Origin of the sequence: Nonomuraea fuscirosea (assembly GCF_035917475.1) — a bacterium.
Taxonomy (GTDB): Bacteria; Actinomycetota; Actinomycetes; order Streptosporangiales; family Streptosporangiaceae; genus Nonomuraea; species Nonomuraea fuscirosea.
Genome location: NZ_CP109074.1, coordinates 10,831,676 through 10,852,763, shown reverse-complemented (window position 1 = coordinate 10,852,763; position 21,088 = coordinate 10,831,676). Strand labels below are relative to the sequence as shown.

Here is a 21,088-nt window from a genome sequence, read left to right as displayed (position 1 = left end):
CTGGTCACTCCTAGCGTCGTAGTGTCCGTGACCAACGATAGCAGTTTCGTTGGTCACGGAAGGAGCGCGCATGCCGGTCCTGGGCCTCCCGCGTACCGTGTGGTGGCTCGTCCTGGCCCGGGCGATCAACCGGCTGGGCGCCTTCTCCATGGCGTTCCTCACCGTGCTGGTCACCGCCGGCTTCGGCGCGGACACGGTGACCGCCGGTCTGATCTCCGCCGCCTTCGGCCTGGCCACCATCCCGTCCCGCCTGCTCGGCGGCGTCCTGGCCGACCGCTTCGGCCGGCGCCGCACGATCGTGGCCGGGCTGGCCGGGTGCGCGCTGGCGCAGGCGGGCATCGCGATGTCCGGGTCCGTGGCGATGGTGGCCGTGTTCGCCGTCCTGCTCGGGCTGGCCTTCGAGATCTACGAGCCGCCGTCCCAGGCGATGGTCGCCGACGCCGTACGGCCGGAGCGGCGGGCGCAGGCGTTCAGCCTGTTCAACACCGCCCTGGCGGTGGGCGGCATGGGAGCCGGGCTGATCGCGGCCGGGCTGGGGCGATGGGACCTGCGCTGGCTCTTCGTCGTGGACGCCGTCACCTGCCTGGCCTGCGCCGTCGTCATCCACCTCGTCCTGCCCGCCGACTCCCCCGCCCGGCGAGCCGCCGACCTGCCGGTGGACCGGCCCGCGGACCGCCCCGTTCAGCGGCTCGTCCGGCGGGTCTTCGCCCCGTTCAGGGCCGAGGCCGCAGGGGCGGAGGCCCGGGCGGTGTGGCGGGATCGGTCGCTGCTGGTGCTGCTGGTGTCCGGGACGTTCTTCGCGCTGATCTACATGCAGGTCATGATGGCGCTGCCGCTGGCGCTCACCCGGCGCGGTCTGGAGGCCGCCGACGCCGGGCTGCTGTCGACGCTCTCGGCCGTCGTCATGGTGCTCTGCCAGCCGCTGCTGCGCCGGACGGCGACGACGCTGTCCCACCACGCGGCGATGGCCTGCGGCTACCTGCTGCTCGCCGCCGGCCTCGCCGGTTACGCCGTGGCGGACGGCCTGCCCGGTCACCTCGCCGCCACCGTGGTCTGGAGCGTCGGGGACGTGCTGATGTTCGGGCGCAGCTACGCGCTGGTGGCCGACATCGCGCCTGAGCACGCCCGCGGCCGTTACCTGTCGGTCTTCGGCACCTCCTGGGGCATCGCCACCGTCGTGGCCCCGCTGTGCAGCACCCAGCTGCTCGACCGCGCCGGACCCACGGGGCTGTGGAGCGGCCTGGCGCTCACCTGCCTGCTGCTGGCCGCCGCCCAGCTCACGGTGATCAGGCCCCTGCTCGACAGGAGCGCCGCCGGCGCGGTGCCGGCGGCGCGGTCTCCTGAAGGATGACGCGAGGGCGCTACCGCTCCGCCGCGTCGCGGTAGCGGTCGGCGAGGGCGGCCGTCTGCTGGGCGGTGTAGGGGTCGAAGGTGCGCAACGCCTCCGCGCCAAGGCCGTCGAGCAGCCGCGCGGCCTGCTCCGGGTCGCCGTCGTGGCGGACGAACTCACGGTCGGTGAACCGGATCGAGGGCCGGGCGGCGTCGAGCGCGGCGGTCCGCGTGATCGCCGCGACGACCGGGTCCCCCGTCCCCGCCTCCGCCTGGCGGCGCTCACGTACCTCCGCCAATGCCTGCTTCGCCGAGCCGAGCGCGTCGCTGCCGCCGAGGGCGAACCACGCGCCGACGTCCGCCGTCCGCAGCACCTCGGCGTCGCGTTCCTCGGCGACGCCCTGCGGCGGCGCGACGCGGACGCGCAGCGGCTCGCCCGAGACCAGCCACTGGACGGGCTCGCCCGCCGGGTCGCGGCCCGGGATGGCGAGGACCGGGGTGATGTCGTACTCGCCGGGTTCGGCGAAGGTGAAGCCGGCCGAGCCGAAGGTGAGGTTGACGTTGTTGCTGAGGGACGCGCCGGGCGGCAGGGTGAGCGTGGCTTCGGCGTCCATCGCGGCCATGCACCGCTGGGCGATCGGGGTGAACGCGGCCGTCTCGTCCTGGGGCGCGCCGCGGCGGCGTACCAGGAGCTCCAGCGGTCCTGCCTTCGGGTCCAGCACCCAGCGCTCGACCCGCAGCTCCTTCGCGGTCCTGTTCTCCAGGGTGACCTTGAGGAACACGGGCTGCCCGAAGGCGAAGACCGGCCCGGCCTCGGGGGCGGTGAGCGCCAGCCGGTACCCGTCGAACGGGATCTCCGGCGCGTACGGCGAGTGCCCGCCCGCGCCGTCGGCCCAGTACCGCACCGAGTGGAACGGCTCGCCGCCCGGGATGAGCGACGTCAGCGGCCCGTGCCGGAGGAAGGCCAGCTCGTCGGCGTCGAAGGTGAACGCGAAGTTCCGCCAGTAGTCCGCCTCGTGCCCGCCGCCCAGGTAACGCCAGTCGTAATTCATGAACGAGGTCGAGTCGGCCCGGCCCACCGCGCGCTCGAAGCGGTGCGCGAGGTTGAGCGCGTGACCCAGTTCGTGGACGATCGTCCTGATGATCCGCTGGTCCCTGGCAGCACCCGCGAACCCGGCGGTGAAGACGGCCGCGCCCTGCCGCTGGAGCAGGCCGTCGGCGTCGAACATCACCCCGGCCAGCCCGGGGATGGCCGCCCGCGACAGCAGGAGCAGGTGCAGCTCCCACGCCCGGCCCCGGAGCGAGGCGTCCCCCGTGATGAGCATGAGATCGCTCAGCATGGTGTAGAGCAGGGAGTCGTCCCAGGCGCCGGCGATCCCGGCGGGGATCGAGCTCTGCCGTCCGATCTCCTGGACCGCGAAGCCCGCGGCGCGCAGGCAGCCGCCGACCGTGCGCTCGATGCCCTCGACGACCACCGGGCTCGGCGCGGGGACGCCCTGCTCCAGCTCGATCTCCAGGCCGAGCGGGCGCAGCGCGTCGTCCTCGTGCTCGACGGGGACGATCACGCCGGTGCGCGCGGGCAGCCCGTTCAGCGGGGCGTCGAGGACGAACGTGGCCGACACCGTGCCGTCCGCCGCCGAGTCCAGGGCCAGCGAGCCCGTCGTCTTGTTCGCGGGGCTCGCCTGCCAGACGGCCGGCCACCTCCCGTCGTCGAGCGCCACCTTGGCTCCCGGCGCGGTGCGCGCCGATGCCAGGTAGCGCCGTCCCTCCGTGCGGAACACGTCCGCGCTGATCACGCCCGAGCCGTCCGCGTCCACCCGCAGCGTGACCGAGAGGTCGCCGCTCTGTCCCTCGTAGCGCCCGTCCCTGATCATGGGACCTCCTCGACCGTCGAATACGCCGGATCCCCACGATGGGGGCGAGGGGCGGAGCGGGCATGAGTACCCCCGTACTCAGACAGCGGCCGGGCCTCCGAGGTGGGCGATGGCCATGTCGAGCGCGGCCTCCAGGTGCGTGATCTCGCCGGTGGACAGCTGGATCAGCACCCCGCCCTGGATGCAGGCCAGCACGGCCGCCGCCGCGCGGTCGGGGTCGAGGCCGGGGTCGATCTCGCCGATGGCCTGCATGTGCCGTACGCCGGCGCCGATCTCGCGCTGCCACCGGCTCATCAGCTCGGAGACCACGGCCTGGGCGGCGGGCGTGGTGTTGCCCAGGTAGGACATGACCGAGTTGAGCGGGCAATGACGGCCCTGCCGGCGGTAACGTTCGACCACCTTGTCCCGCCACTCCCGCCACGCCTGCCAGGAGGTGAGGTAGCCGAGCTGGGGCTGCTGGTCCTCCAGCACGCGGTCGGCCTCGAAGCGGGCCACGGCCAGCAGCAGCTCCTCCCGCCCGCCGGGGAAGTAGTGGAACAGCTGGCTCTTGCTGGTCGCCGTCCTGCTCAGCACGTCGTCGAGGGTCGTGGCGGCCACGCCGAACTCGCGGATGTGGGCGGCCGCGCCGTCGAGGATGCGTTGCCTGGTCGCGGCGCCCTTGCGGGTCAGCGTGGGCATCATTCCTCCCAAAATGGACTCAGCGGTCCATACTACTCACCCGGCGGGAAGTCGGCCGAGCGGCTGACCTCGGCCCAGCGTTCGGCCTCGGCGGCGCGGGCCCTGGAGGAGGTCTGCGCCATCTCGACCGCCTGCGCGCCGAGCAGCAGCCGCAGCGGCGGCTCGGCCAGCTCGGCGAGGTCGGTGATGATCCGCGCGGCCCTGACCGGGTCGCCGCGCCAGGTCGCGACGGTGGATTCGCGGTAGCGGTTCATCTCGCCGACCGTGGCCTCGTAGTCCGCGCCCACCGGCAGGGCGGTCATCGACGAACCGCCCCAGTCCGTACGGAATCCGCCGGGTTCGATGATGGTGACCTTGACGCCCAGCGGCTTCAGCTCGGCGTTGAGCACCTCGGAGAAGCCTTCGACGGCGAACTTGGCGCTCTGGTAGGCGGCCAGGCCGGGCGATCCGCCGACGCGCCCGCCGATGGAGGAGAACTGGATGAAGTGGCCGGAGCGCTGCCGGCGCAGGGCCGGCAGGGCGGCCCTGGTCACGTTGAGCACGCCGTAGAAGTTCGCCTCCATCTGAGCGCGGAACTCCTCGTCCGGCATCTCCTCGATGGAGGCGCTGGTGGCGTAGCCGGCGTTGTTGACGACGACGTCGAGCCGGCCGAACGCGTCGAGCGCGAGCCGCACGGCGGCCTCGGCCGCCGCCGCGTCGGTGACGTCGAGCGCCGTGGTGCGGACGCGGTCGCCGTACGCGCGGACGAGGTCGTCGAGCTGCTCGGGGCGGCGGGCGGTGACGACGGCACGCTGCCCGCCGTCGAGCACGGCGCGCGCGAGCGCCAGGCCGAAGCCGCGCGAGCCGCCGGTGATGAGCCAGATCTTGCTCATGGAACGTCCCTGCTTCCGTTCTAACTAAACAGTCATTTATATGCTGCGTCCCGCCGGACGAGTTGTCAAATAAACGGTTAGTTGCCATAAACTGAGGGCATGTCGCAGCGACCCCGGCCCGCCAAGATCCGCGACGCCGAGGCGACCAGGGCCCGCCTGCTCCAGGCGGCCACGGCGGAGTTCGCCGCCCACGGCATCGCCGGCGCCCGCGTCGACCGCATCGGCGCCGCCGCCGACGCCAACAAGGCGCTGATCTACACCCACTTCGGCAACAAGGAGCAGTTGTTCGACGCGGTCATGGACGCGCACGTGTCCCGCGTGCTCGACCAGGTGCCCTTCACCGCCGACGACCTGCCGGGCTACGCGGGCCGCCTGTTCGACTACCTGCTCGCCCACCCCGACCAACTGCGCCTGGCCACCTGGCACCGCCTCGAACGCTCGGGCACCGGCCACGAGACCGAGGGGCTGCGCGCGTCGATGCGGCAGAAGACGGAGACGATCGCGGCCGCCCAGGCCGGAGGACGCGTGCCGGCCGCATTCACCCCCGAGGACCTGCTGGCCTTCACCCTGGCCCTCACCAACGCCTGGATGCCGACCAGCCCCGTCGCCGCCGCCGGCGAGGACGCAGAGCAGCACCGCGCCGCGGTCGTGGAGGCCGTCCGCCGCCTCGTCACCTGACCGACATTTCTGGACTTGCCGGTCCATTTTCTGATGTGCAGGCTGAACGCACCCCATCAGAAAGAGAGACACGGCCATGTCCATGGACCGCTACTACCTGCTCGGACGCTCCGGGCTACGGGTCAGCCCGCTGGCGCTGGGCACGATGAACTTCGGCACCGGCGGCTACCACGCCGCGTACGGCAAGACCGAGGAGGAGGCCCGCCCGATCTTCCGCCGCTACCTCGAAGCCGGCGGCAACCTCATCGACACCGCCGACTTCTACACGGCGGGCGAGAGCGAGACCATCCTCGGCCGGCTCATCGCCGAGGCCGGCGTGCGCGACCGGGTGGTGCTGACCACGAAGTACACCAACAGCGTCGATCCCGGCGATCCGAACGCGGGCGGCAACGGCCGCAAGCACCTGATCAGGGCGGTCGAGGCGTCGCTGCGCCGCCTGCGCACCGACCACATCGACCTGTTCCTGCTGCACACCTGGGACCGCATCACGCCGGTCGAGGAGGTCCTGCGCACCTTCGACGACCTCGTCAGGGCCGGGAAGATCCGCCACGCGGGTCTGTCGGACGTGCCCAGCTGGTACGCCGCCCGCGCCCAGACCTACGCCGAGGCCCACGCCCTCGAACCGATGGTCAGCCTGCAACTGCCCTACTCCCTCGTCGACAGGGAGATCGAGCGCGAGCACGTCCCCATGGGGCAGGCGCTGGGGCTCGGCGTCACCGCGTGGAGCCCGCTCGCCGGCGGCTTCCTCACCGGCAAGTACCGGCCCACCGGCCAGGGGCTGGCCGGACCCGGACGGCTCAGTGGCGAGACACCGGAGTGGTCCGAGCGGGAGTGGGGGATCCTGGCGGCGGTCGAGAGCGTGGCCGAGAAGCTGGGCGTGCCGATGGCCCAGGTCGCGCTCAACTGGGTCGCCACCCAGCCGGGCATCGCCTCCGCGATCGTCGGCGCCGGCAGCGCGGCGCAGCTCGACGCCAACCTGGCCGCGCTCGACTTCGAATTGCCCGCCGAGCTGCGGGCCGAGCTCGACCAGGCGAGCGCGGAGCCGCCTCGTTCGCTCTACCGGATGTTCACCGGCGGCTACCAGAGCCTGCTGGTCAGTCCGGGCGTCAAGGTCGGGGACAAGCCCGCCGGATACGCCCCCGTCATCCGCAACTGGGGAGAGGAGCAGGGTCCCACCGGGTCGTGACCTGCGAGGAAACGTTCCGGTAACAGCCCCTTGACCCGGCAAACCGGACAAACTAGCCTCTTCTGCATTCTATAGAATCCAGAATCCGGAGGCGGGGATGAGCGGGACGGCACGTGCGGCCATCGTCACGAGCGTCGCCGGTGACGTGCAGATCCGCTCCTACGACCTGCCCGCGCCCGGCCCCGGCGAGTTCGTGCTGGAGGTCGAGCTGTGCGGCATGTGCGGCACCGACGCCCACATCTACCGCGGCCGGCTGGCCAGCGTCCGCTTCCCCGCGCTGCTCGGGCACGAGATCGTCGGCCGGGTGGCGGCGCTCGGCGACGGTCTCACCGCCGACCACGCGGGCCGGCTCGTGCGGATCGGTGACCGGGTGGGCGTCTTCCCCGCCCTGAGCTGCGGCCGGTGCTACGAGTGCACAGTACGCGGCCGGCCGGGCAACTGCCCCGACCGCCGCCCCTCCTACGGCTTCGCCTCCCCCGCCGACCGCCCGCCGTACCTGACGGGCGGCTTCGCCACCCACCTGTACGCCTCGAACGCCGGCACCGTCTTCTACCGGACCGACCTGCCCCCGGCCACGGCGGTGCTGCAGGAGCCCCTGTCGGTCGCCCTGCACGGCGTGGAGCGCGCGGGACTGCGGATCGGCTCGACGGTCGTCGTCCAGGGCGTCGGCGCGATCGGGCTGATGGCGGTGCTCGCCGCCAGGACGGCGGGCGCGGCCCGGATCGTGGCCGTGGGCGGCCCCGCCGCCCGGCTGGAGCTGGCCGCGGCGCTCGGCGCGGACGAGACCGTCGACCTCGGGCGCGTGCCCGACCCGGCCCGCCGCGGCCGGGCGATCCGCGACGCGCTCGGCGACGACCGCGGGGCCGACGCCGTGATCGGCACGGCCGGCTCGCCGGAGTCGTTCGCCGAGGGCGTCGGGCTGGTGGCCGACGGCGGCGTGCTGGCGGAGCTGGGCAACTTCACCGACCGCGGCGCGATCCCGTTCAACCCCTACGCCGACCTGCTCAAGCGGGACCTCACCATCACGGGCGTCTACGGCGCGGGCCCCGACATGCAGCGCCGCTACCACACCGCGCTCACCATCCTCGAACGCGGCGGCGCGCCCTTCGACCGGGTCGTCAGCCACCGCCTGCCCCTGTCCAGGACCCGGCAGGCCCTGGAGGCGCTCGGCGGCGGCTACTCCGTCGACGGCAGAGACGTCGTGAAGCTGGCCATCGACCCCACCGCCTGAAACCTGAAGCCCGAGCGGCGCCCGCGCAGGGCGCCCGACCCCCACCCCTGAAGGAGAAGCCGGTACATGCCCAGAAACTTCCGCCTCGTCGCGGCGGTGGCCGCGACCGGGCTCGCGCTCGCCGCCTGCGGTTCGGCCGCGGAGGAGATCCCAGCGGACGGCGGCGGCCTCGGCAGCGCCGGCAGCCCGGTGTCGATCCGCGTGATCGCGAACGACGCGTTCGCCAAGCAGTGGCAGGACCAGCTCGTCCCCGAGTTCACCAAGAAGTACCCGAACATCAAGGTCACCGTGGACGGGGTGCCGTACAACGACCAGCTCGCCAAGACGATGCTGGAGCTGACCGGTACGACCGCCACCTACGACGCGGTGCTGGCCGACGACCCCTGGCTGCCGCAGCTGGCCAAGACCGGCGCGCTGTACGACCTCAAGGGCCCCGAGCTGGCCAAGTGGAACGCGGCCGACTACGACTGGGACGACCTCAACCCGACGCCGCTGGCCGCCGGGCAGTGGGACGGCAAGCAGTACGCCGTGCCCGTCCGCTCGAACCTGCTGCTGATGTTCTACAACAAGAGCCTGTACAAGAAGGCCGGGGTCGAGGAGCCGGGCCCGCAGACTACCTGGGAGGAGTACTTCGCGGACGCCAAGAAGCTGGTCCAGGACACGAACGGGGACGGCAAGCCCGACTCGTGGGCGGTGGGCACGTACTTCACCAAGGACCCGCTGACCCCCACCGTCTGGCAGACCGTGCTCAACTCGAACGGCGGCAGGCTGCTCGACGACAAGATGCGGGTGACCTTCAACGACGCCAACGGCGTAAAGGCGCTGCAGACGCAGGTGGACCTGCTCAAGTACGCGCCTCCCGGGGCGAGCACGTACCAGTTCAACGAGCCGCTGGAGGCGTTCAGGCAGGGCAAGACGGCCACCATGTTCATGTGGGGCAGCGTCTTCAAGGGCACCGCCGTGGACAAGGAGACGACCACCCTGACCCCGGACGAGGTCGGGATCACCACGCTGCCGGCGGGCTCGGCGGGTCCGGGAGCACACCGCGGCATCTGGACGGCGGGCATCTCCAAGAAGTCCGAGCACCCGGCCGCGGCCTGGACGTGGCTGCAGTGGGTCACCTCCAAGGAGGGCGAGCAGTTCACCGCCAAGGCGTTCGGCACCTTCCCCGCGCGTAACTCCACCCTCGACGGCGAGCCGCCCGCGGACTGGGCCAAGCCCGTGTACGCCGCGCTCAAGGAGGGCTACGACGTCGTCAGCAAGAACGAGATGTGGCGGCCCCGCCTGCCGGAGTCGGACGCCGTGCAGCAGGTGCTGGCGTTGCAGACCAGCCGGGCGATGTCCGGCCAGGCCACCGCGCAGCAGGCGATCGACGAGGCCGCGAAGGAGATCACCGAGCTGCTGAAGTCCAAGGGCTACAACCCGTGAGGCGAGCACGGCTGGGAGAGCCGGGCACGGCCTGGCTCTTCCTCACCCCCGCGCTGGTGCTGCTGGCCGGCATGCTGCTTTACCCGATCTTCTACACGGTCTGGGTGAGCGTGTCGGACTTCGAGCTGGCCACGTTCCAGCCGACCGGCTTCGTCGGCCTGCGCAACTACACGGCGGTGCTGAACGACGCCGGCTTCCTCGAATCGCTCAAGGTCACCGGCGTCTACCTGGTGATCGCGCTGCCGCTGCAGATGGTGCTCGGGTTCGCCATCGCGTTCCTGCTGAACGTCGAGTGGCGCGGGCGCGGCGTGCTGCGCGCGCTGTTCCTGGTGCCCATGGTCGTCGCGCCGGTCGTGGCGGGCGGCGTGTGGCGGATGCTGCTCGACCCGCTGTGGGGCGTGGTCAACTACGTGCTCGGCCTGGTCGGGATCGGCCCGGTCGAGTGGATCGGCGATCCCACCCTGGCCATGGCCAGCGTGATCATCATCGACACCTGGCGGTGGACGCCGTTCGTGGTGCTGATCGCCGCGGCCGGCATCATGGCGCTGCCCGGCGACGTGTACGAGGCCGCCAGGTCCGACGGCGCCGGCCGCTGGCAGATCCTGCGCCGCATCACGCTGCCGCTGCTGGTGCCGGTGATGGCCGCCGCGTTCATCGTGCGCTGGCTGGGCGCGGTCAAGATGTTCGACATCGCGCTGGCCGCGACCAGGGGCGGGCCCGGCAACGCCACGAACGTGGTCAACCTCTACATCTACGAGAAGGGGTTCCGGAGCCTCGAGTTCGGCTCGGCCTCCTCGATGGCCACGATCGTGCTGGTCGTCACCATGCTCCTGACCTTCGTCCTGTTCCGTGTCAGCCACCGCCTGGAGAACCGATGGTGAGGTCGTCAGCGGGGCGCTACGCCGCCATCGCCGGAGCCGTCCTCGTGACGCTGCTCTTCCTGCTTCCTGTCGTCTACATGGTGAGCATCTCGTTCAAGCTGCCCAAGGACATCTTCACCGTCCCGCCGCGCTGGTTCAGTGAGCTGACCTTCGACAACTACACCAGCTACTTCGGGCAGGCCCGCATCCTGCCGCGCATGATCAACACGATCATCGTGGCGACGGGTGCCTCGGTCATCTCGATGGTGGCGGGCTCCATGGCCGGGTACGCGCTGTCGCGGATGAAGATGCGCGGCGCGGGCGTGGTCGGCGGCCTGATCCTGGCCTCACGCGCGGTCCCGCCGATCGCGCTGGTGGTGCCGCTGTTCCTGGTGGCGCGCAAGCTCGGGCTGACCGACCAGTACATCACCGTGATCCTGGCCTACGTCACATTCCTGGTGCCGTACGTGGTGTGGCTGATGCGGGCCTTCTTCCGCAACCTGCCGGTCGAGCTGGAAGAGGCGGCCATGCTCGACGGGTGCTCCAGGTTCGGGGCCTTCTTCCGGATCATCGTGCCCACCAGCCTGACCGGGCTGATCTCCACGCTGATCTTCTGCATCATCCTGGCCTGGGAGGAGCTGCTGTTCGCGCTGATCCTGACGAACGACAGGGCCGTCACCATCCCGGTCGCCATCGCGGGCATCGCCGCCGACACGGAGAAGGGCGGGCTGTGGGGGCCGCTGGCGGCGGTGGGCGTGCTCACCGTGCTGCCCGTGGTGATCTTCGCGCTGCTCGTGCAGAAGTATCTGATCAAGGGTCTCGCCGACGGCGCGACCAAGGGGTGAGGCGGATGAGGATCACAGACGTGCGCGGCCGGGTCATCGACATGCCCTACCCCCGGCCCTTCGTCCCTTCCTGGGCGCCCGAGGGCGCGCACCCGTCGATGTCGGCGGTGATCGTCGAGGTCGAGACCGACGAGGGCGTGGTCGGCGTGGCCGGCGGCGACATGGGCCACGGCACGGGGCCGATGCTGCTGGAGGCGATCAGGGGCTGGATCCGGCCGCAGCTCGTCGGCCTCGACGTCTTCGCGACCACGCACGTGGCCAACCGGCTGCGGTACGTGGCCGAGTACGTCTTCCCCCGCCCCTGGGTGGTGGGCGTGGCCGTGTGGGACGCCGTCGGCAAGGCGTGCGGCCGGCCCCTGTACAAGCTGTGGGGCGGGCACGCGGGATCGGTCCGCGCCTACGCCAGCTTCGGTGAGGTGCGCAGCCCGGCCCAGCGGGTCGAGGACAGCCTGCGGGTGGTTGAGGAGGGCTTCCACGGCATCAAGCTGCGCGTGCACGCGGCCACGATCGCCGAGGACGTGGCCCAGGTCGCGGCCGTGCGCGAGGCGGTCGGGCCGGACGTGGCCCTCATGGTGGACGCCAACCAGGCCGCCGCCCGCTGGCGCTACGCCCCCGACGGCAGCCGGCTGATCTGGGACTACGACCGGGCGCTGGCGACCGCCAAGGAGCTGGCCGGCCTGGACGTGGCCTGGCTGGAGGAGCCGCTGCCCCGGCACGACTACCGGGCGCTGTGCGAGCTGACCGCCGCCTCCCCCATCCCGATCGCGGGCTGCGAGCACAATCGGGGCATCGGGCAGCTCGTCCGGATGCTGGAGGACGGCTGCTTCGACATCTTCCAGCCGGACGCCAACGAGAGCGAGGAGATCGGCGCGCTGCGCGACTTCGGCGCGATGGCCGCGGCCAGGCAGCGCCGGGTGATCCCGCACGCGTGGGCCACCGGGCTCGGCGTGGCCGGCAACCTGCAGCTTTGCGCGTCGCTGCCGAACTGCGACTGGCTGGAGTACCCCTACGATCCGCCGGTGATCGTCCCCGAGGTGTTCCATTCGATGCTGACCAAGCCGCTGCTGCCCGATTCCACCGGTTTCGTAGGCGTTCCGGATGGTCCGGGACTCGGTGTAGAGCTGGACTACGCGACGATCGAGTCGCTCACCGTCCAGCAGGTCTGAAGGGGCTCCCACCATGGCCGAACCGCGCTCCCCGTTCCGCACCAAGGCCGACCTCGCGGCGGACCACATCAAGCACCTGATCATGACCGGCGAGGCGCCTCCTGGAACGAAGATCATCACCCGGGTGGTGGCGGAGGCCGTCGGCATCAGCGAGACGCCGGTGCGCGAGGCCATCAAACAGCTCTGCTCGGAGGAGTGGCTGGTCGAGCGCCCGCACGTGGGCGCCGTCGTGGCCGCGTTCAGCGTGGACAACGTGCGCGAGCTCTACAGCGTGCGGGCCGCGCTCACGGCGCTGGCCCTGCAACTGGGCGGCGAGCCGCTGACCGGGGCGCGACTGGAGGCGGTGGACGACGTCCTCGCGCGCTCCGAGGTGGCCGTGCGTGACGGCGACGTGGCCACGTTCGCCACGCTCAACCGGCGCTTCCACTCGCTGCTGTGCGACACCGAGCACAGCAAGCTGACCCACCGCATGCTGCAGGGCCTGTGGGCGCGTACGGAGACCGCCCAGCGCGGCTTCCACCTGGTGCCCTGGCGGCTGCCCGAGTCGCACGCCGAGCACGTCGCGATAAGGAACGCGCTGGTGGCTGGGGACATCGAGCTGGCCAGCGAGCTGCAGCACGCGCACGAGACGGCCGCGATGAACGCACTGATCGACGGAATACGGGAGCACGATGCGAAGGGCTGAAGCGCTGATCGGCGGCACCTGGCACGAGGAGCAGGACGGGACGAGGTTCACCGTCCACGACCCGGCCACCGGAGCGGCGCTGGCCGAGGTGGCCGACTGCGGCGCGGAGCTGACCCGGCTGGCCGTGGACGCCGCCGCGGCGGCGCTGCCGTCGTGGCGCGCCATGGCGGCGCACGAGCGAGCCGAGCTCATGCGCCGGGCCGCGGCCGAGCTCACGGAGCGGGCCGGGCTGATCGGCGAGATCATGACGGCCGAGCAGGGCAAACCGCTCGCCGAGTCCACCGCCGAGGTGCGCGCGGGCGCCGAGCACCTGCTCTGGGCCGCCGAGGAGACCCGCCGCCTGTACGGGAGCACCGTGCCGGGAGCGGGCGCCGACCACCGCGTCTGGCTGCTGCCCGAGCCCGTCGGCGTGGTGGCGGGCATCACCCCGTGGAACTTCCCCGTCTCGATGATCACCCGCAAACTGGGCCCGGCGCTGGCCGCCGGCTGCACGGTGGTGCTCAAGCCCGCCGAGCAGACGCCGCTGTCGGCCGTCGCCGTGGCCGAGGCGTTCACCGCGGCCGGGCTGCCGCCCGGGGTGTTCAACCTGGTGCCGACGTCCAGGCCGGCGCTCTTCGCCGAGACGGTGATGGCCGACCCGCGCGTGCGCAAGGTGTCCTTCACCGGCTCGACCGAGGTCGGCAGGGAGCTCATCAGGCGCAGCGCGCAGGACGTCAAACGGATGAGCGTGGAGCTCGGCGGGCACGCGCCCGTGCTCGTCTTCCCCGACGCCGACCCGGTGGCCGCCGCCGCGGCCGTGGCCCGCGCCAAGTTCCTCAACGCCGGCCAGGCGTGCACGTCGCCCAACCGCGTCTTCGTGCACCGCGACGTGGCCGCGCCCTTCACCGCCGCGCTGGTCGAGCGGGCCGAGGCGATCACCCCCGGCGTGGACATGGGGCCGCTCATCGACGCCGCCGCGCTGGCCAAGGTCGAGCGGCACGTCGAGGACGCGCTCGCGGGCGGCGCCACGGCGCTCACCGGCGGCCACCGGCTCGACCGGCCCGGCGCCTTCTATCCGCCGACCGTGCTGGCTGGGGTGCGGGACAACATGCTCGTCTGCCGTGAGGAGACGTTCGGGCCGGTCGCGCCGATCATCGAGTTCGACGACGTGGACGGGGTGGTGGCCAGGGCCAACGCGACGCCGTACGGGCTGACCGCCTACCTGTGGACCGCCGACCTGAACCGGACCCTGCGGGTGGCGGAGGAGCTGGAGTTCGGCATGGTCGCCGTGAACGGCGGGCCGCTGGCGCCGCCGCAGGCGCCCTTCGGCGGGATCAAGAACAGCGGGTACGGCCGGGAGGGCGGAAGCCTCGGCGTGGCCGACTACCTGGACTACAAGTACCTCAGCGTGGGGCTGGGGCGATGACGGGGAGCGCCATGCAGACGAGTCCGCACGCCGTGAGCGAACGTGAGATCACCACGAGGGTGGATCTGTGCCTGCCCGACGGGCGGCTCGATCCGGCGGCCGTCGGCTGGAGCCGGGTGCCGCTGCACCGGGCCAACATCCGCGGCTGGGGCCGCACCATGCGCTGGGACTACTGGTGCGTGACCAGCGAGGAGATGGTGTTCGCGTTCAGCGCGAGCAGCCTCGACTACCTGGCCGGGGAGTCGGCCTGGTTCCTGGACCGGCGTACCGGCGAGCAGGTGTCCAGCCGCGGTCTGCTGGTGCCCGCCAGGGGCGTCTCCTTCTCCGAGCGCTGCGGTGAGGGCAGCGTGCGGATCGGCGCGGGCCCGGTGCGGATCGCCGTGGACGAGACCGCCGCCGGCACCCGGCTGCGGCTGAAGTCGGCCGAGTTCGAGGCCGATCTGCTCGTGCACCGCGTGCCAGGCAGGGAGAGCCTGTCGCTGGTCGTGCCCTGGTCGCCGCGGCGCTTCCAGTACACGGTCAAGGACGTCGGCCGGCCCGCCGAGGGCACCGTGCGGGTGAACGGCAGGACGCGCACGTTCGCCGCCGGGGCCCTGGCCACCCTCGACCTCGGCCGGGGCCGCTGGCCCTCGCCCATCCTGTGGAACTGGGGCGCGGGAGCCGGCCGGCCCGGCGGCCGGGACGTGGCCGTCCAGGTCGGGGGCAAGTGGACCGACGGCACCGGCAGCGTCGAGAACGCGCTCATCCTGGACGGCCGCGTCCACAAGATCAGCGAAGAGCTGGTCTGGCGGTACGACACCTCCGACTGGTACGCGCCGTGGCGGATCACCGGCGAACGGGCAGACCTGGAGTTCGTCCCCGAGCACGTCAGGCTGGCCGACGTGCGCCGGGCGGTCTACATGCGCAGCCGGGAGGCGCAGGCCTTCGGCCACTACCGGGGCACGGTGGTGGCCGACGACGGGGAGTCCGTGGCGATCGACGGCCTGTACGGCTGGGCCGAGGAGGTCTTCCGCCGCTGGTGACCTGCGCCTTCACCACGCCTATTCATCGCTTGTGTTAAAAATCTTCATCATTGAGTAATGTGATGCCGGTTTGTTTCAGATGGTGCGGCAGGGGCAACTGATGACGGATGTTTTCCGGGCGACGGTCGAAGAGCTGGCGGGGCAGGTCGACCAGCAGGTACGGCGGGTGCGGGAGGCGTACCAGGCGCTCAACGCGATCGAGTCCACGATGACCTCCTCCGACGGCATGATCCAGGTCACCGTGGGCCCGCAGGGCCAGGTCCGCTCCATCGACCTCAACGCGCGCGTCTACCGCAGGCTCTCCACCGCCGAGCTGGCCGACACGCTCATGCGGCAGATCAACCGCGCCACAGCCGACGTCACCGAGCGGCGCCGGCGGCTGATGGAGCCGCTCATGCCGGAGGGCCTGCCGTACGAGCAGGTCTTCGGCGAGGACGTCACGCTCGACGCGTTCCTGCCGCCGCCCGTGGACGCCGGCGCGTGAGCGGCTACCATGTCCGCCCCGCCACGCTGCGCGGCCAGACCCCCCGCTACGAGGAGCAGCGCAACCACGTGGAGCAGGTACGCGACAACCTGAGCGCGGCCTTCGCCCGCGACAGGAACACCCTCGGCCACGACGAGTACGGCGCCGAGCTGGCCAAGAAGCTGCCCGCGATCGAAGAGGCCGTCTTCACGGCGCTGCAGAACCTCATCACCGAACTGGACGACACCTCCACCGGCCTGCACGTCACCGCGCGCGCCTACGAGCTGGCCGACCGGCCGCGCCAGCCGAACTCCTGACGCGGCCATGAGCTTCGACGGGTTCCTCGTGCCCGACTGGGCCAAGCCGTACGTCGGCTGGGTCGTCGGCATGGACTGGCCGGAGGGCGACGAGGACGGCTGCTTCCGGCTCGCCGACGCGTGCGTGACCGCCGCCCACGGCGTCGTCGCGGGCACCGACGCCGACCAGCCGTGGAGCGCCGGCAAGATCGGCCCCGACTGGGACGGCGCCGCCCACCTGGCCTTCGCCGAGCATGTGCGCGCGATGGAGGACAAGCGGATCGCCGACCTGGTCGAACGGCTGATCAACACCGCCGTCGGGCTCAACGGGGTGGGCGTGCAGATCCAGTACGCCAAGTACATGATCGAGGTCACCGTCTGGCTGCTGATCGCGCAGCTGGCGTACCTGCTGGCGGCCGCCGCCGCCAGCGGCGGGGCGAGCCTGGCGCTCATCCCGCCCCGCGTCCAGCTCGCCCGCATGACGGTCGCGCGGATCGCCACGACGACGCTGCGCAACATCCTGCTCTTCGCCGGGATCGTGGCCGGCATGGACGGCGGCATCCAGGCCCTGCAGCTGGCGAAGGGGCGCAGGGACGAGCTCGACCTGCGGCAGCTCGGCGTCTCCGCGCTGAGCGGGGGCGCGATGGGCGGACTCATGGGGGTGCTCAGCGGCGGGCTCACCCGGCTGGCCACGCCCGTCCTGCGCGCGGGGCTGACCAGGGCGGAGATGACCACCGCCGAGCGACTCCTGTCCGCCGCCAGCTCTTCCCTGTACGGCCAGGCCGCCCAGTACGCCCTCACGGGCGGCCTCACGACGGCCGGGACCCTGATGGCGGAGGGCAATTTCAGCTGGGAAATGCTGGCCAAGGGCATCACCTCCAGCGCCCTCGGCGCCGACGGCCAGCACCTCACCACAACCCTGCCAAGCCGCAGCGCCCCACCATCCCCCAACGGCGCTCCCCACCCAACCCCAACCCCGCCACACCCGGACCCCGGCCCACCTCCGGGCTCCGGTTCAGACCCGGCCGCCGGCTCACCTGCGGACTCAGGCTCCCGCCCGGACACCACCCCACACCCGGACACCACCCCACACCCGGACTCCGGCTCCCGCCCGGACCCCGGCTCAACTCCGCACTCCGATTCACGCCCGGCCGCCGGCTCACCTGCGGACTTAGGCTCTCGCACGGACTCCGGCTCGCCATCGGACTCCGGGTCGCGCCCCGACCTCAGCACGCGCCCGGACGCCGAGCCGCGTCCGGTGTCGGAAACCCGGGGCGGCGCCGATCCTTCGCCCGGACAAGGCCGCCCCGGCGACACCACGCTGAGCCAGGCGACGTCCGACACCAGCCCCGGAGCAGGCCCCGGCACCGCCCAGGGCACCGGACCCGAGGCCGCCCGCCAGAGCACCGCCCCGCAGGGCCTGCCGGACCGCTCGCCACAGGGGTCCGACACCGAAGCCCGCCCCCAGCAGGGCCCGGCCCCCGTTCCCACCGACACACCACGCCCCCGCACACCCGATCCCACCCCGGCACCAACGCCCGGCGGGGAGCCGCCGCGCCCTCGCACGACCGACGCGGGCGGGCGCGGGGCCGAGCCGGCGGCGTCCACGCGGCAGTCCGGCGAGACGCCGCCGGTGAGCAGGATCGAGCGGCTGCTCAACCACGCCCCCGAAACCGAGACCGCCACCCCACCCACCCGCACGGCCGCCCGCACCGACCAGCCGGGCGAAGGCGCACCCCCACCACGGCCGACAGACACCACGCCCCCACCCACCCAGGCAGCCGGCAGCACACCTCCACCACCCCGAGCAGGCGAAGGCACGCTTCCACCGAAGGCACCGGATGGCACGCCACCGGCGCGACTCAGTGACACGTCAGAACCACCGACGCCACCGGGTAACGCGTCAGAACCACCGGCACGACCGGGCAACCGGCGCGAGCCGCCAGGACGACCCGGCGACACTGCCGAACCGCCGACACGACCGGGCGACACGTCGGAACCGGCGACACGAGCGGGCGAGACGTCGGAACCGGCAACGCGGCCGAGTGAGGGCGCTGAGCCGGCGGCGCGAAAGTCGGGGCGGGTTCCGTTTGACTTTGAGCGGTTCTACAACGATCCCCGCTGGTCAGCCGAGGCGACGCGGTTCGAGCAGCGGCTGGGTGCGCACTACTTCAACGACCCGCAGACCGTGGACGCCGCCCGCGTCGCGCTGGGCAAGCTGCGAGACGTTCTCATGGACCTCACCCCGAGACAGCCGAAAGAGAGCCAGGAAGCGTTCGCCCGCCGCGTGGAGAGTGTCTTCTTCAAGGACGACCCGACCAGCGCCGGTCAGGCCGGTACCCGCGCCGGTGTCACCGTGGACGACCTGATCGCGCACGGAAACCTGCGCGAGCTGGTCACGGCGTTCTACAACGGCGCCTACTACAACCGCGCCAACCCGCATATCTTCGGCAACGCCCTGCTCGACATCATGGACACCGGCGGCTGGGACCGCGCCCGCGCGGCGGGGCTCGACGTGGACGTGGTGCGGCGGGCTCAGCACCAGCTCGACGAGCGGCTGCACCGTCCGGTGCTCGGAGGGCTGGAGGCCAGGTTCCTGACCGACATGTACACCTTCAACCGCGACCCGTTCGGCACCGGCAACGTCGGCATGCTCTCAGAACGGGGCGCCAGGGACGTGGCCGAGATGGTCAGGAGCCAGCTCAGCCGGCGCGACCGTTCGCACACGGAGATCCAGGAGCTCAACCTCAACACCACCCCCGGCCACTACGACCGGCTGAGCGCGCCGCTGGGCCGGTTCGAGCGAGCGTTCGTGGAGGAGCATCTCAACCGGCCGGCCGACGCCGACACGCCGCTGCCCTGGCGCGAGGGCGTGACCATGCACGACACGGCGGGCAGCCGGTGGGCACGCAAGATCGTCGGTGACGGGTTCCCCGTGGTCGACGGCGTCTCAGGCACCACGGTGAAGATGCTCACCGCGGTCAAGTTCCTCGGTCTGGGCCCGGGGACGACGGAGAGGTTCCTGGGCGCGCTCATGGGCTGGATGCTGCCGGGCCAGGACCACTCGCTGTTCGAGATCGCCAGGGGCGCGCAGATCGCGGACGTCGGCGGGATGCGGCTGGAGCCGGGCTCCCGGCCGGGCGCGGTGGACTTCTACCGCAGCCTGCCCGGCCTGGATCTGGCCACGCTGCGGCGGGAGATCCTGCCCGGCGGCATGTTCCCGCACGAGTCCCGCTACGCCGCGAACGCCCTGGACCGGGCCGGTTTCTCGGAGACCCAGCATCCGGTGGTCCGCGAGACCGTGGACCGCCTCTGGCCGCAGCTGGAGAGCGGCCGCGTCGTCGATCCCGACCTGGCCGCCTGGCTCGACCGCTCGGGCGTCGACCCGGGGAACCCCGCCGCCGTACGGGCGCTGAGCGATCGGCTGTCGCCCGCGCACGTGATGGCGCTGACTGTCTACACCAGGCACAGCCACTACCTGATCAACAACGTGACGCGCACCCAGCTATGGACCGGTGGGGTGTCGGAGTCGGTGGTCAGGAACGGCATGGTCGGCAAGATCAACACCCTGGTGAGCAACTACCTGAACAACCTCGCGGCGGCGGCCAAGGCCCTGCCGCTGCCGCTGGCCCTGCGCCCGCTGCTGCACCTGGGCGAGGGTCACCTGAAGTCGGACGCGCCGCTGAATCCGCTGAGCGACGCCTACGTCGACGCGGTCCGCCGTACGGACGAGGCGAAGGGACGCTTCGAGCTGGCCAGGGAAGAGGGCGACAAACAGCAGGCCAGACAGGCCGGCGACGACCTCAGAACGGCCCGTAAGGACGCGAAGGCGGCCTGGAAGGCGCTGGAGGAGCACCTCGGCCGGGTCACGCCGCGCCTGTGGGACGAGATGCGCTGGCACGCCGACATGGTGCACGACGCGATGGCGCAGCTCCCGGCGGTGGGCTCGCCCGAGCAACCGGTGCGGGCGTACCGCGGGGACTGGATGACGCCGGTGCACTCCCCCATCTACGGCTCCAAACTGCACCCGCACGGGGTGGCCCGCGAGTTCCTCAGCGTCAGCAAGCTGCTGGAGGTGGCGATCAGGTTCATGGCCGAGAACCCGGCCGGTGACCGCAAGGTGCTCGTGGCCTACCAGCTCACCGGGCAGCAGGCCAGGGACGTCTCCGTCTTCTCCTCCTTCTCCGAGGACCAGGAGGCCGTCTTCCCGCCGCACTCGCGTACACACCGGGTCGACGACCCCGAGCTGACCGCACGACTGCGCGAGGAGGTGGACGCGCTGGCGGCGGACATGGTCGCCCGCGGCGTCATCCCGGAGGCGCCGCGCTCGTATGAGATCATCGTGATGGAGGAGGGCTGACGTGAGCGCCGACTGGGCCGACGACTGGGCCGAGCTCGACGATCGGGGCCTGCGGCTCTACACCGGCCTGCACCGGATGCTGCTCCGGCTGGCCGGGCAGCTGCCCGACGAGCTGATCAGCCGGGCCCGCGCGCTGCTGGCCGAGGGCGAGCTGGCCTACCTGCCCGACGCGGTGACGATCGCCGCGGCCGAGGCCGGGGTGGCGCTGACGGCCGGGGAGATCGAGGTGCTGCGCGAGGTGTTCACCGCGCTCGGCCTCGACGGCGAGCCGGCGGCGGCCGGCGAGGTCACGCTGACGACGACCACTCCGGCGACCGGCCACACCTTCTCCCCCGATTCGGTGCGGCCCCCGCGCGTGCCCGCCGGGATCGACCTGTCCGGCGGCGTCCCCGGCGAGCTGGCCGAGCTGGAGGACGACCTGTTCGACCTCACCGACCATCTCGTGGTGGACGCGCTGAGCGAGCGTCCCGGCGTCGTCGCGGTGCGGCGGGCCTGGCGCGACGGCTCGCCTGGACCGCGCCGGGTCTTCCTGGTCGAGGTGGATCCCGGTGTGCCGGCCTGGGAGGCGGCGCTGGAGGGCCAGACCGAGGCGGAGCAGCTGGGCGAGAGCGATCCGCGGGTCGAGGTCTACTGGACCGGCGACGACCTGCCCCCCTACCACCGGGCCGCGATCGAGGCCGCGGCCCTCCTGTGGCGTCGCTGACAGCTGA

At 72.1% G+C, this 21,088-nt stretch carries 18 protein-coding genes; 15 read left to right on the top strand and 3 right to left on the bottom strand.

Features of this window, described 5'->3' with window-relative positions; translation table 11 throughout:
* The first annotated feature begins 70 nt into the window (after positions 1 to 70).
* Complete coding sequence (locus OIE67_RS49980; RefSeq protein WP_326633903.1) at positions 71 to 1,351, top strand: MFS transporter; 1,281 nt, start codon at positions 71 to 73, stop codon at positions 1,349 to 1,351.
* Positions 1,352 to 1,361: 10 nt separating this feature from the next.
* Here OIE67_RS49980 and OIE67_RS49975 read toward each other — a convergent pair whose 3' ends face one another.
* From OIE67_RS49975 to OIE67_RS49965, 3 genes are all read right to left on the bottom strand, one after another.
* The gene (locus OIE67_RS49975) at positions 1,362 to 3,203 is read right to left on the bottom strand and encodes a zinc metalloprotease (protein ID WP_326633901.1); all 1,842 of its coding nucleotides are present in this window, start codon (positions 3,201 to 3,203) and stop codon (positions 1,362 to 1,364) included.
* Positions 3,204 to 3,281: 78 nt separating this feature from the next.
* Positions 3,282 to 3,884, bottom strand: coding sequence for a TetR/AcrR family transcriptional regulator (locus OIE67_RS49970; RefSeq protein ID WP_326633899.1), 603 nt, complete (start codon positions 3,882 to 3,884; stop codon positions 3,282 to 3,284).
* Between the two features lie 29 nt (positions 3,885 to 3,913).
* Positions 3,914 to 4,753: an oxidoreductase gene (locus OIE67_RS49965; protein ID WP_326633897.1), complete on the bottom strand. Its 840-nt coding sequence runs from the start codon at positions 4,751 to 4,753 to the stop codon at positions 3,914 to 3,916.
* 99 nt (positions 4,754 to 4,852) lie between these two features.
* Here OIE67_RS49965 and OIE67_RS49960 point away from each other — a divergent pair, with 99 nt between their 5' ends.
* From OIE67_RS49960 to OIE67_RS49895, 14 genes are all read left to right on the top strand, one after another.
* Positions 4,853 to 5,431 carry a TetR family transcriptional regulator gene (locus OIE67_RS49960; RefSeq protein WP_326633895.1) on the top strand — a complete coding sequence of 193 codons (579 nt, stop codon included), beginning with the start codon at positions 4,853 to 4,855 and terminating at the stop codon, positions 5,429 to 5,431.
* Between the two features lie 76 nt (positions 5,432 to 5,507).
* Complete coding sequence (locus OIE67_RS49955; protein ID WP_326633893.1) at positions 5,508 to 6,617, top strand: aldo/keto reductase; 1,110 nt, start codon at positions 5,508 to 5,510, stop codon at positions 6,615 to 6,617.
* 97 nt (positions 6,618 to 6,714) lie between these two features.
* Entirely contained in the window at positions 6,715 to 7,848 is a 1,134-nt protein-coding gene (locus tag OIE67_RS49950; RefSeq protein ID WP_326633891.1) for a zinc-binding dehydrogenase, read from the top strand.
* A 66-nt stretch (positions 7,849 to 7,914) separates the two neighbouring features.
* A complete protein-coding gene (locus OIE67_RS49945; protein ID WP_326633889.1) occupies positions 7,915 to 9,276 on the top strand; it encodes an ABC transporter substrate-binding protein in 1,362 nt (453 codons plus the stop codon).
* Positions 9,273 to 10,157, top strand: coding sequence for a carbohydrate ABC transporter permease (locus OIE67_RS49940; RefSeq protein WP_326633887.1), 885 nt, complete (start codon positions 9,273 to 9,275; stop codon positions 10,155 to 10,157). Before OIE67_RS49945 ends, OIE67_RS49940 begins: the two co-directional genes overlap by 4 nt.
* On the top strand, positions 10,151 to 10,981 hold the full coding sequence (locus OIE67_RS49935) for a carbohydrate ABC transporter permease (RefSeq protein ID WP_326633885.1): 831 nt from the start codon (positions 10,151 to 10,153) through the stop codon (positions 10,979 to 10,981). The genes OIE67_RS49940 and OIE67_RS49935 overlap by 7 nt, the downstream gene beginning before the upstream one ends.
* A gap of 5 nt (positions 10,982 to 10,986) precedes the next feature.
* A complete protein-coding gene (locus OIE67_RS49930; protein WP_326633883.1) occupies positions 10,987 to 12,147 on the top strand; it encodes a mandelate racemase/muconate lactonizing enzyme family protein in 1,161 nt (386 codons plus the stop codon).
* A gap of 13 nt (positions 12,148 to 12,160) precedes the next feature.
* On the top strand, positions 12,161 to 12,832 hold the full coding sequence (locus OIE67_RS49925) for a GntR family transcriptional regulator (RefSeq protein ID WP_326633881.1): 672 nt from the start codon (positions 12,161 to 12,163) through the stop codon (positions 12,830 to 12,832).
* Positions 12,819 to 14,237 carry an NAD-dependent succinate-semialdehyde dehydrogenase gene (locus OIE67_RS49920; protein WP_326633879.1) on the top strand — a complete coding sequence of 473 codons (1,419 nt, stop codon included), beginning with the start codon at positions 12,819 to 12,821 and terminating at the stop codon, positions 14,235 to 14,237. Before OIE67_RS49925 ends, OIE67_RS49920 begins: the two co-directional genes overlap by 14 nt.
* Before the next feature lie 32 nt (positions 14,238 to 14,269).
* Complete coding sequence (locus OIE67_RS49915) at positions 14,270 to 15,259, top strand: DUF2804 domain-containing protein (RefSeq protein ID WP_326633877.1); 990 nt, start codon at positions 14,270 to 14,272, stop codon at positions 15,257 to 15,259.
* Positions 15,260 to 15,359: 100 nt separating this feature from the next.
* Positions 15,360 to 15,743, top strand: coding sequence for a YbaB/EbfC family nucleoid-associated protein (locus OIE67_RS49910; RefSeq protein WP_326633874.1), 384 nt, complete (start codon positions 15,360 to 15,362; stop codon positions 15,741 to 15,743).
* A complete protein-coding gene (locus OIE67_RS49905; protein ID WP_326633872.1) occupies positions 15,740 to 16,039 on the top strand; it encodes a hypothetical protein in 300 nt (99 codons plus the stop codon). Before OIE67_RS49910 ends, OIE67_RS49905 begins: the two co-directional genes overlap by 4 nt.
* 7 nt (positions 16,040 to 16,046) lie before the next feature.
* Positions 16,047 to 20,378, top strand: coding sequence for a WXG100-like domain-containing protein (locus tag OIE67_RS49900; RefSeq protein ID WP_326633870.1), 4,332 nt, complete (start codon positions 16,047 to 16,049; stop codon positions 20,376 to 20,378).
* 1 nt (position 20,379) lies between these two features.
* Positions 20,380 to 21,081: a hypothetical protein gene (locus OIE67_RS49895; RefSeq protein WP_326633869.1), complete on the top strand. Its 702-nt coding sequence runs from the start codon at positions 20,380 to 20,382 to the stop codon at positions 21,079 to 21,081.
* Positions 21,082 to 21,088: the final 7 nt, after the last annotated feature.

Bases quoted from the DNA above. Each gene is read 5' to 3' on its own strand.
- OIE67_RS49980 (WP_326633903.1), top strand. From the start codon at position 71: ATGCCGGTCCTGGGCCTCCCGCGTACCGTGTGGTGGCTCGTCCTGGCC.
- OIE67_RS49975 (WP_326633901.1), bottom strand. From the start codon at position 3,203: ATGATCAGGGACGGGCGCTACGAGGGACAGAGCGGCGACCTCTCGGTC.
- OIE67_RS49970 (WP_326633899.1), bottom strand. From the start codon at position 3,884: ATGATGCCCACGCTGACCCGCAAGGGCGCCGCGACCAGGCAACGCATC.
- OIE67_RS49965 (WP_326633897.1), bottom strand. From the start codon at position 4,753: ATGAGCAAGATCTGGCTCATCACCGGCGGCTCGCGCGGCTTCGGCCTG.
- OIE67_RS49960 (WP_326633895.1), top strand. From the start codon at position 4,853: ATGTCGCAGCGACCCCGGCCCGCCAAGATCCGCGACGCCGAGGCGACC.
- OIE67_RS49955 (WP_326633893.1), top strand. From the start codon at position 5,508: ATGTCCATGGACCGCTACTACCTGCTCGGACGCTCCGGGCTACGGGTC.
- OIE67_RS49950 (WP_326633891.1), top strand. From the start codon at position 6,715: ATGAGCGGGACGGCACGTGCGGCCATCGTCACGAGCGTCGCCGGTGAC.
- OIE67_RS49945 (WP_326633889.1), top strand. From the start codon at position 7,915: ATGCCCAGAAACTTCCGCCTCGTCGCGGCGGTGGCCGCGACCGGGCTC.
- OIE67_RS49935 (WP_326633885.1), top strand. From the start codon at position 10,151: ATGGTGAGGTCGTCAGCGGGGCGCTACGCCGCCATCGCCGGAGCCGTC.
- OIE67_RS49930 (WP_326633883.1), top strand. From the start codon at position 10,987: ATGAGGATCACAGACGTGCGCGGCCGGGTCATCGACATGCCCTACCCC.
- OIE67_RS49925 (WP_326633881.1), top strand. From the start codon at position 12,161: ATGGCCGAACCGCGCTCCCCGTTCCGCACCAAGGCCGACCTCGCGGCG.
- OIE67_RS49920 (WP_326633879.1), top strand. From the start codon at position 12,819: ATGCGAAGGGCTGAAGCGCTGATCGGCGGCACCTGGCACGAGGAGCAG.
- OIE67_RS49910 (WP_326633874.1), top strand. From the start codon at position 15,360: ATGACGGATGTTTTCCGGGCGACGGTCGAAGAGCTGGCGGGGCAGGTC.
- OIE67_RS49900 (WP_326633870.1), top strand. From the start codon at position 16,047: ATGAGCTTCGACGGGTTCCTCGTGCCCGACTGGGCCAAGCCGTACGTC.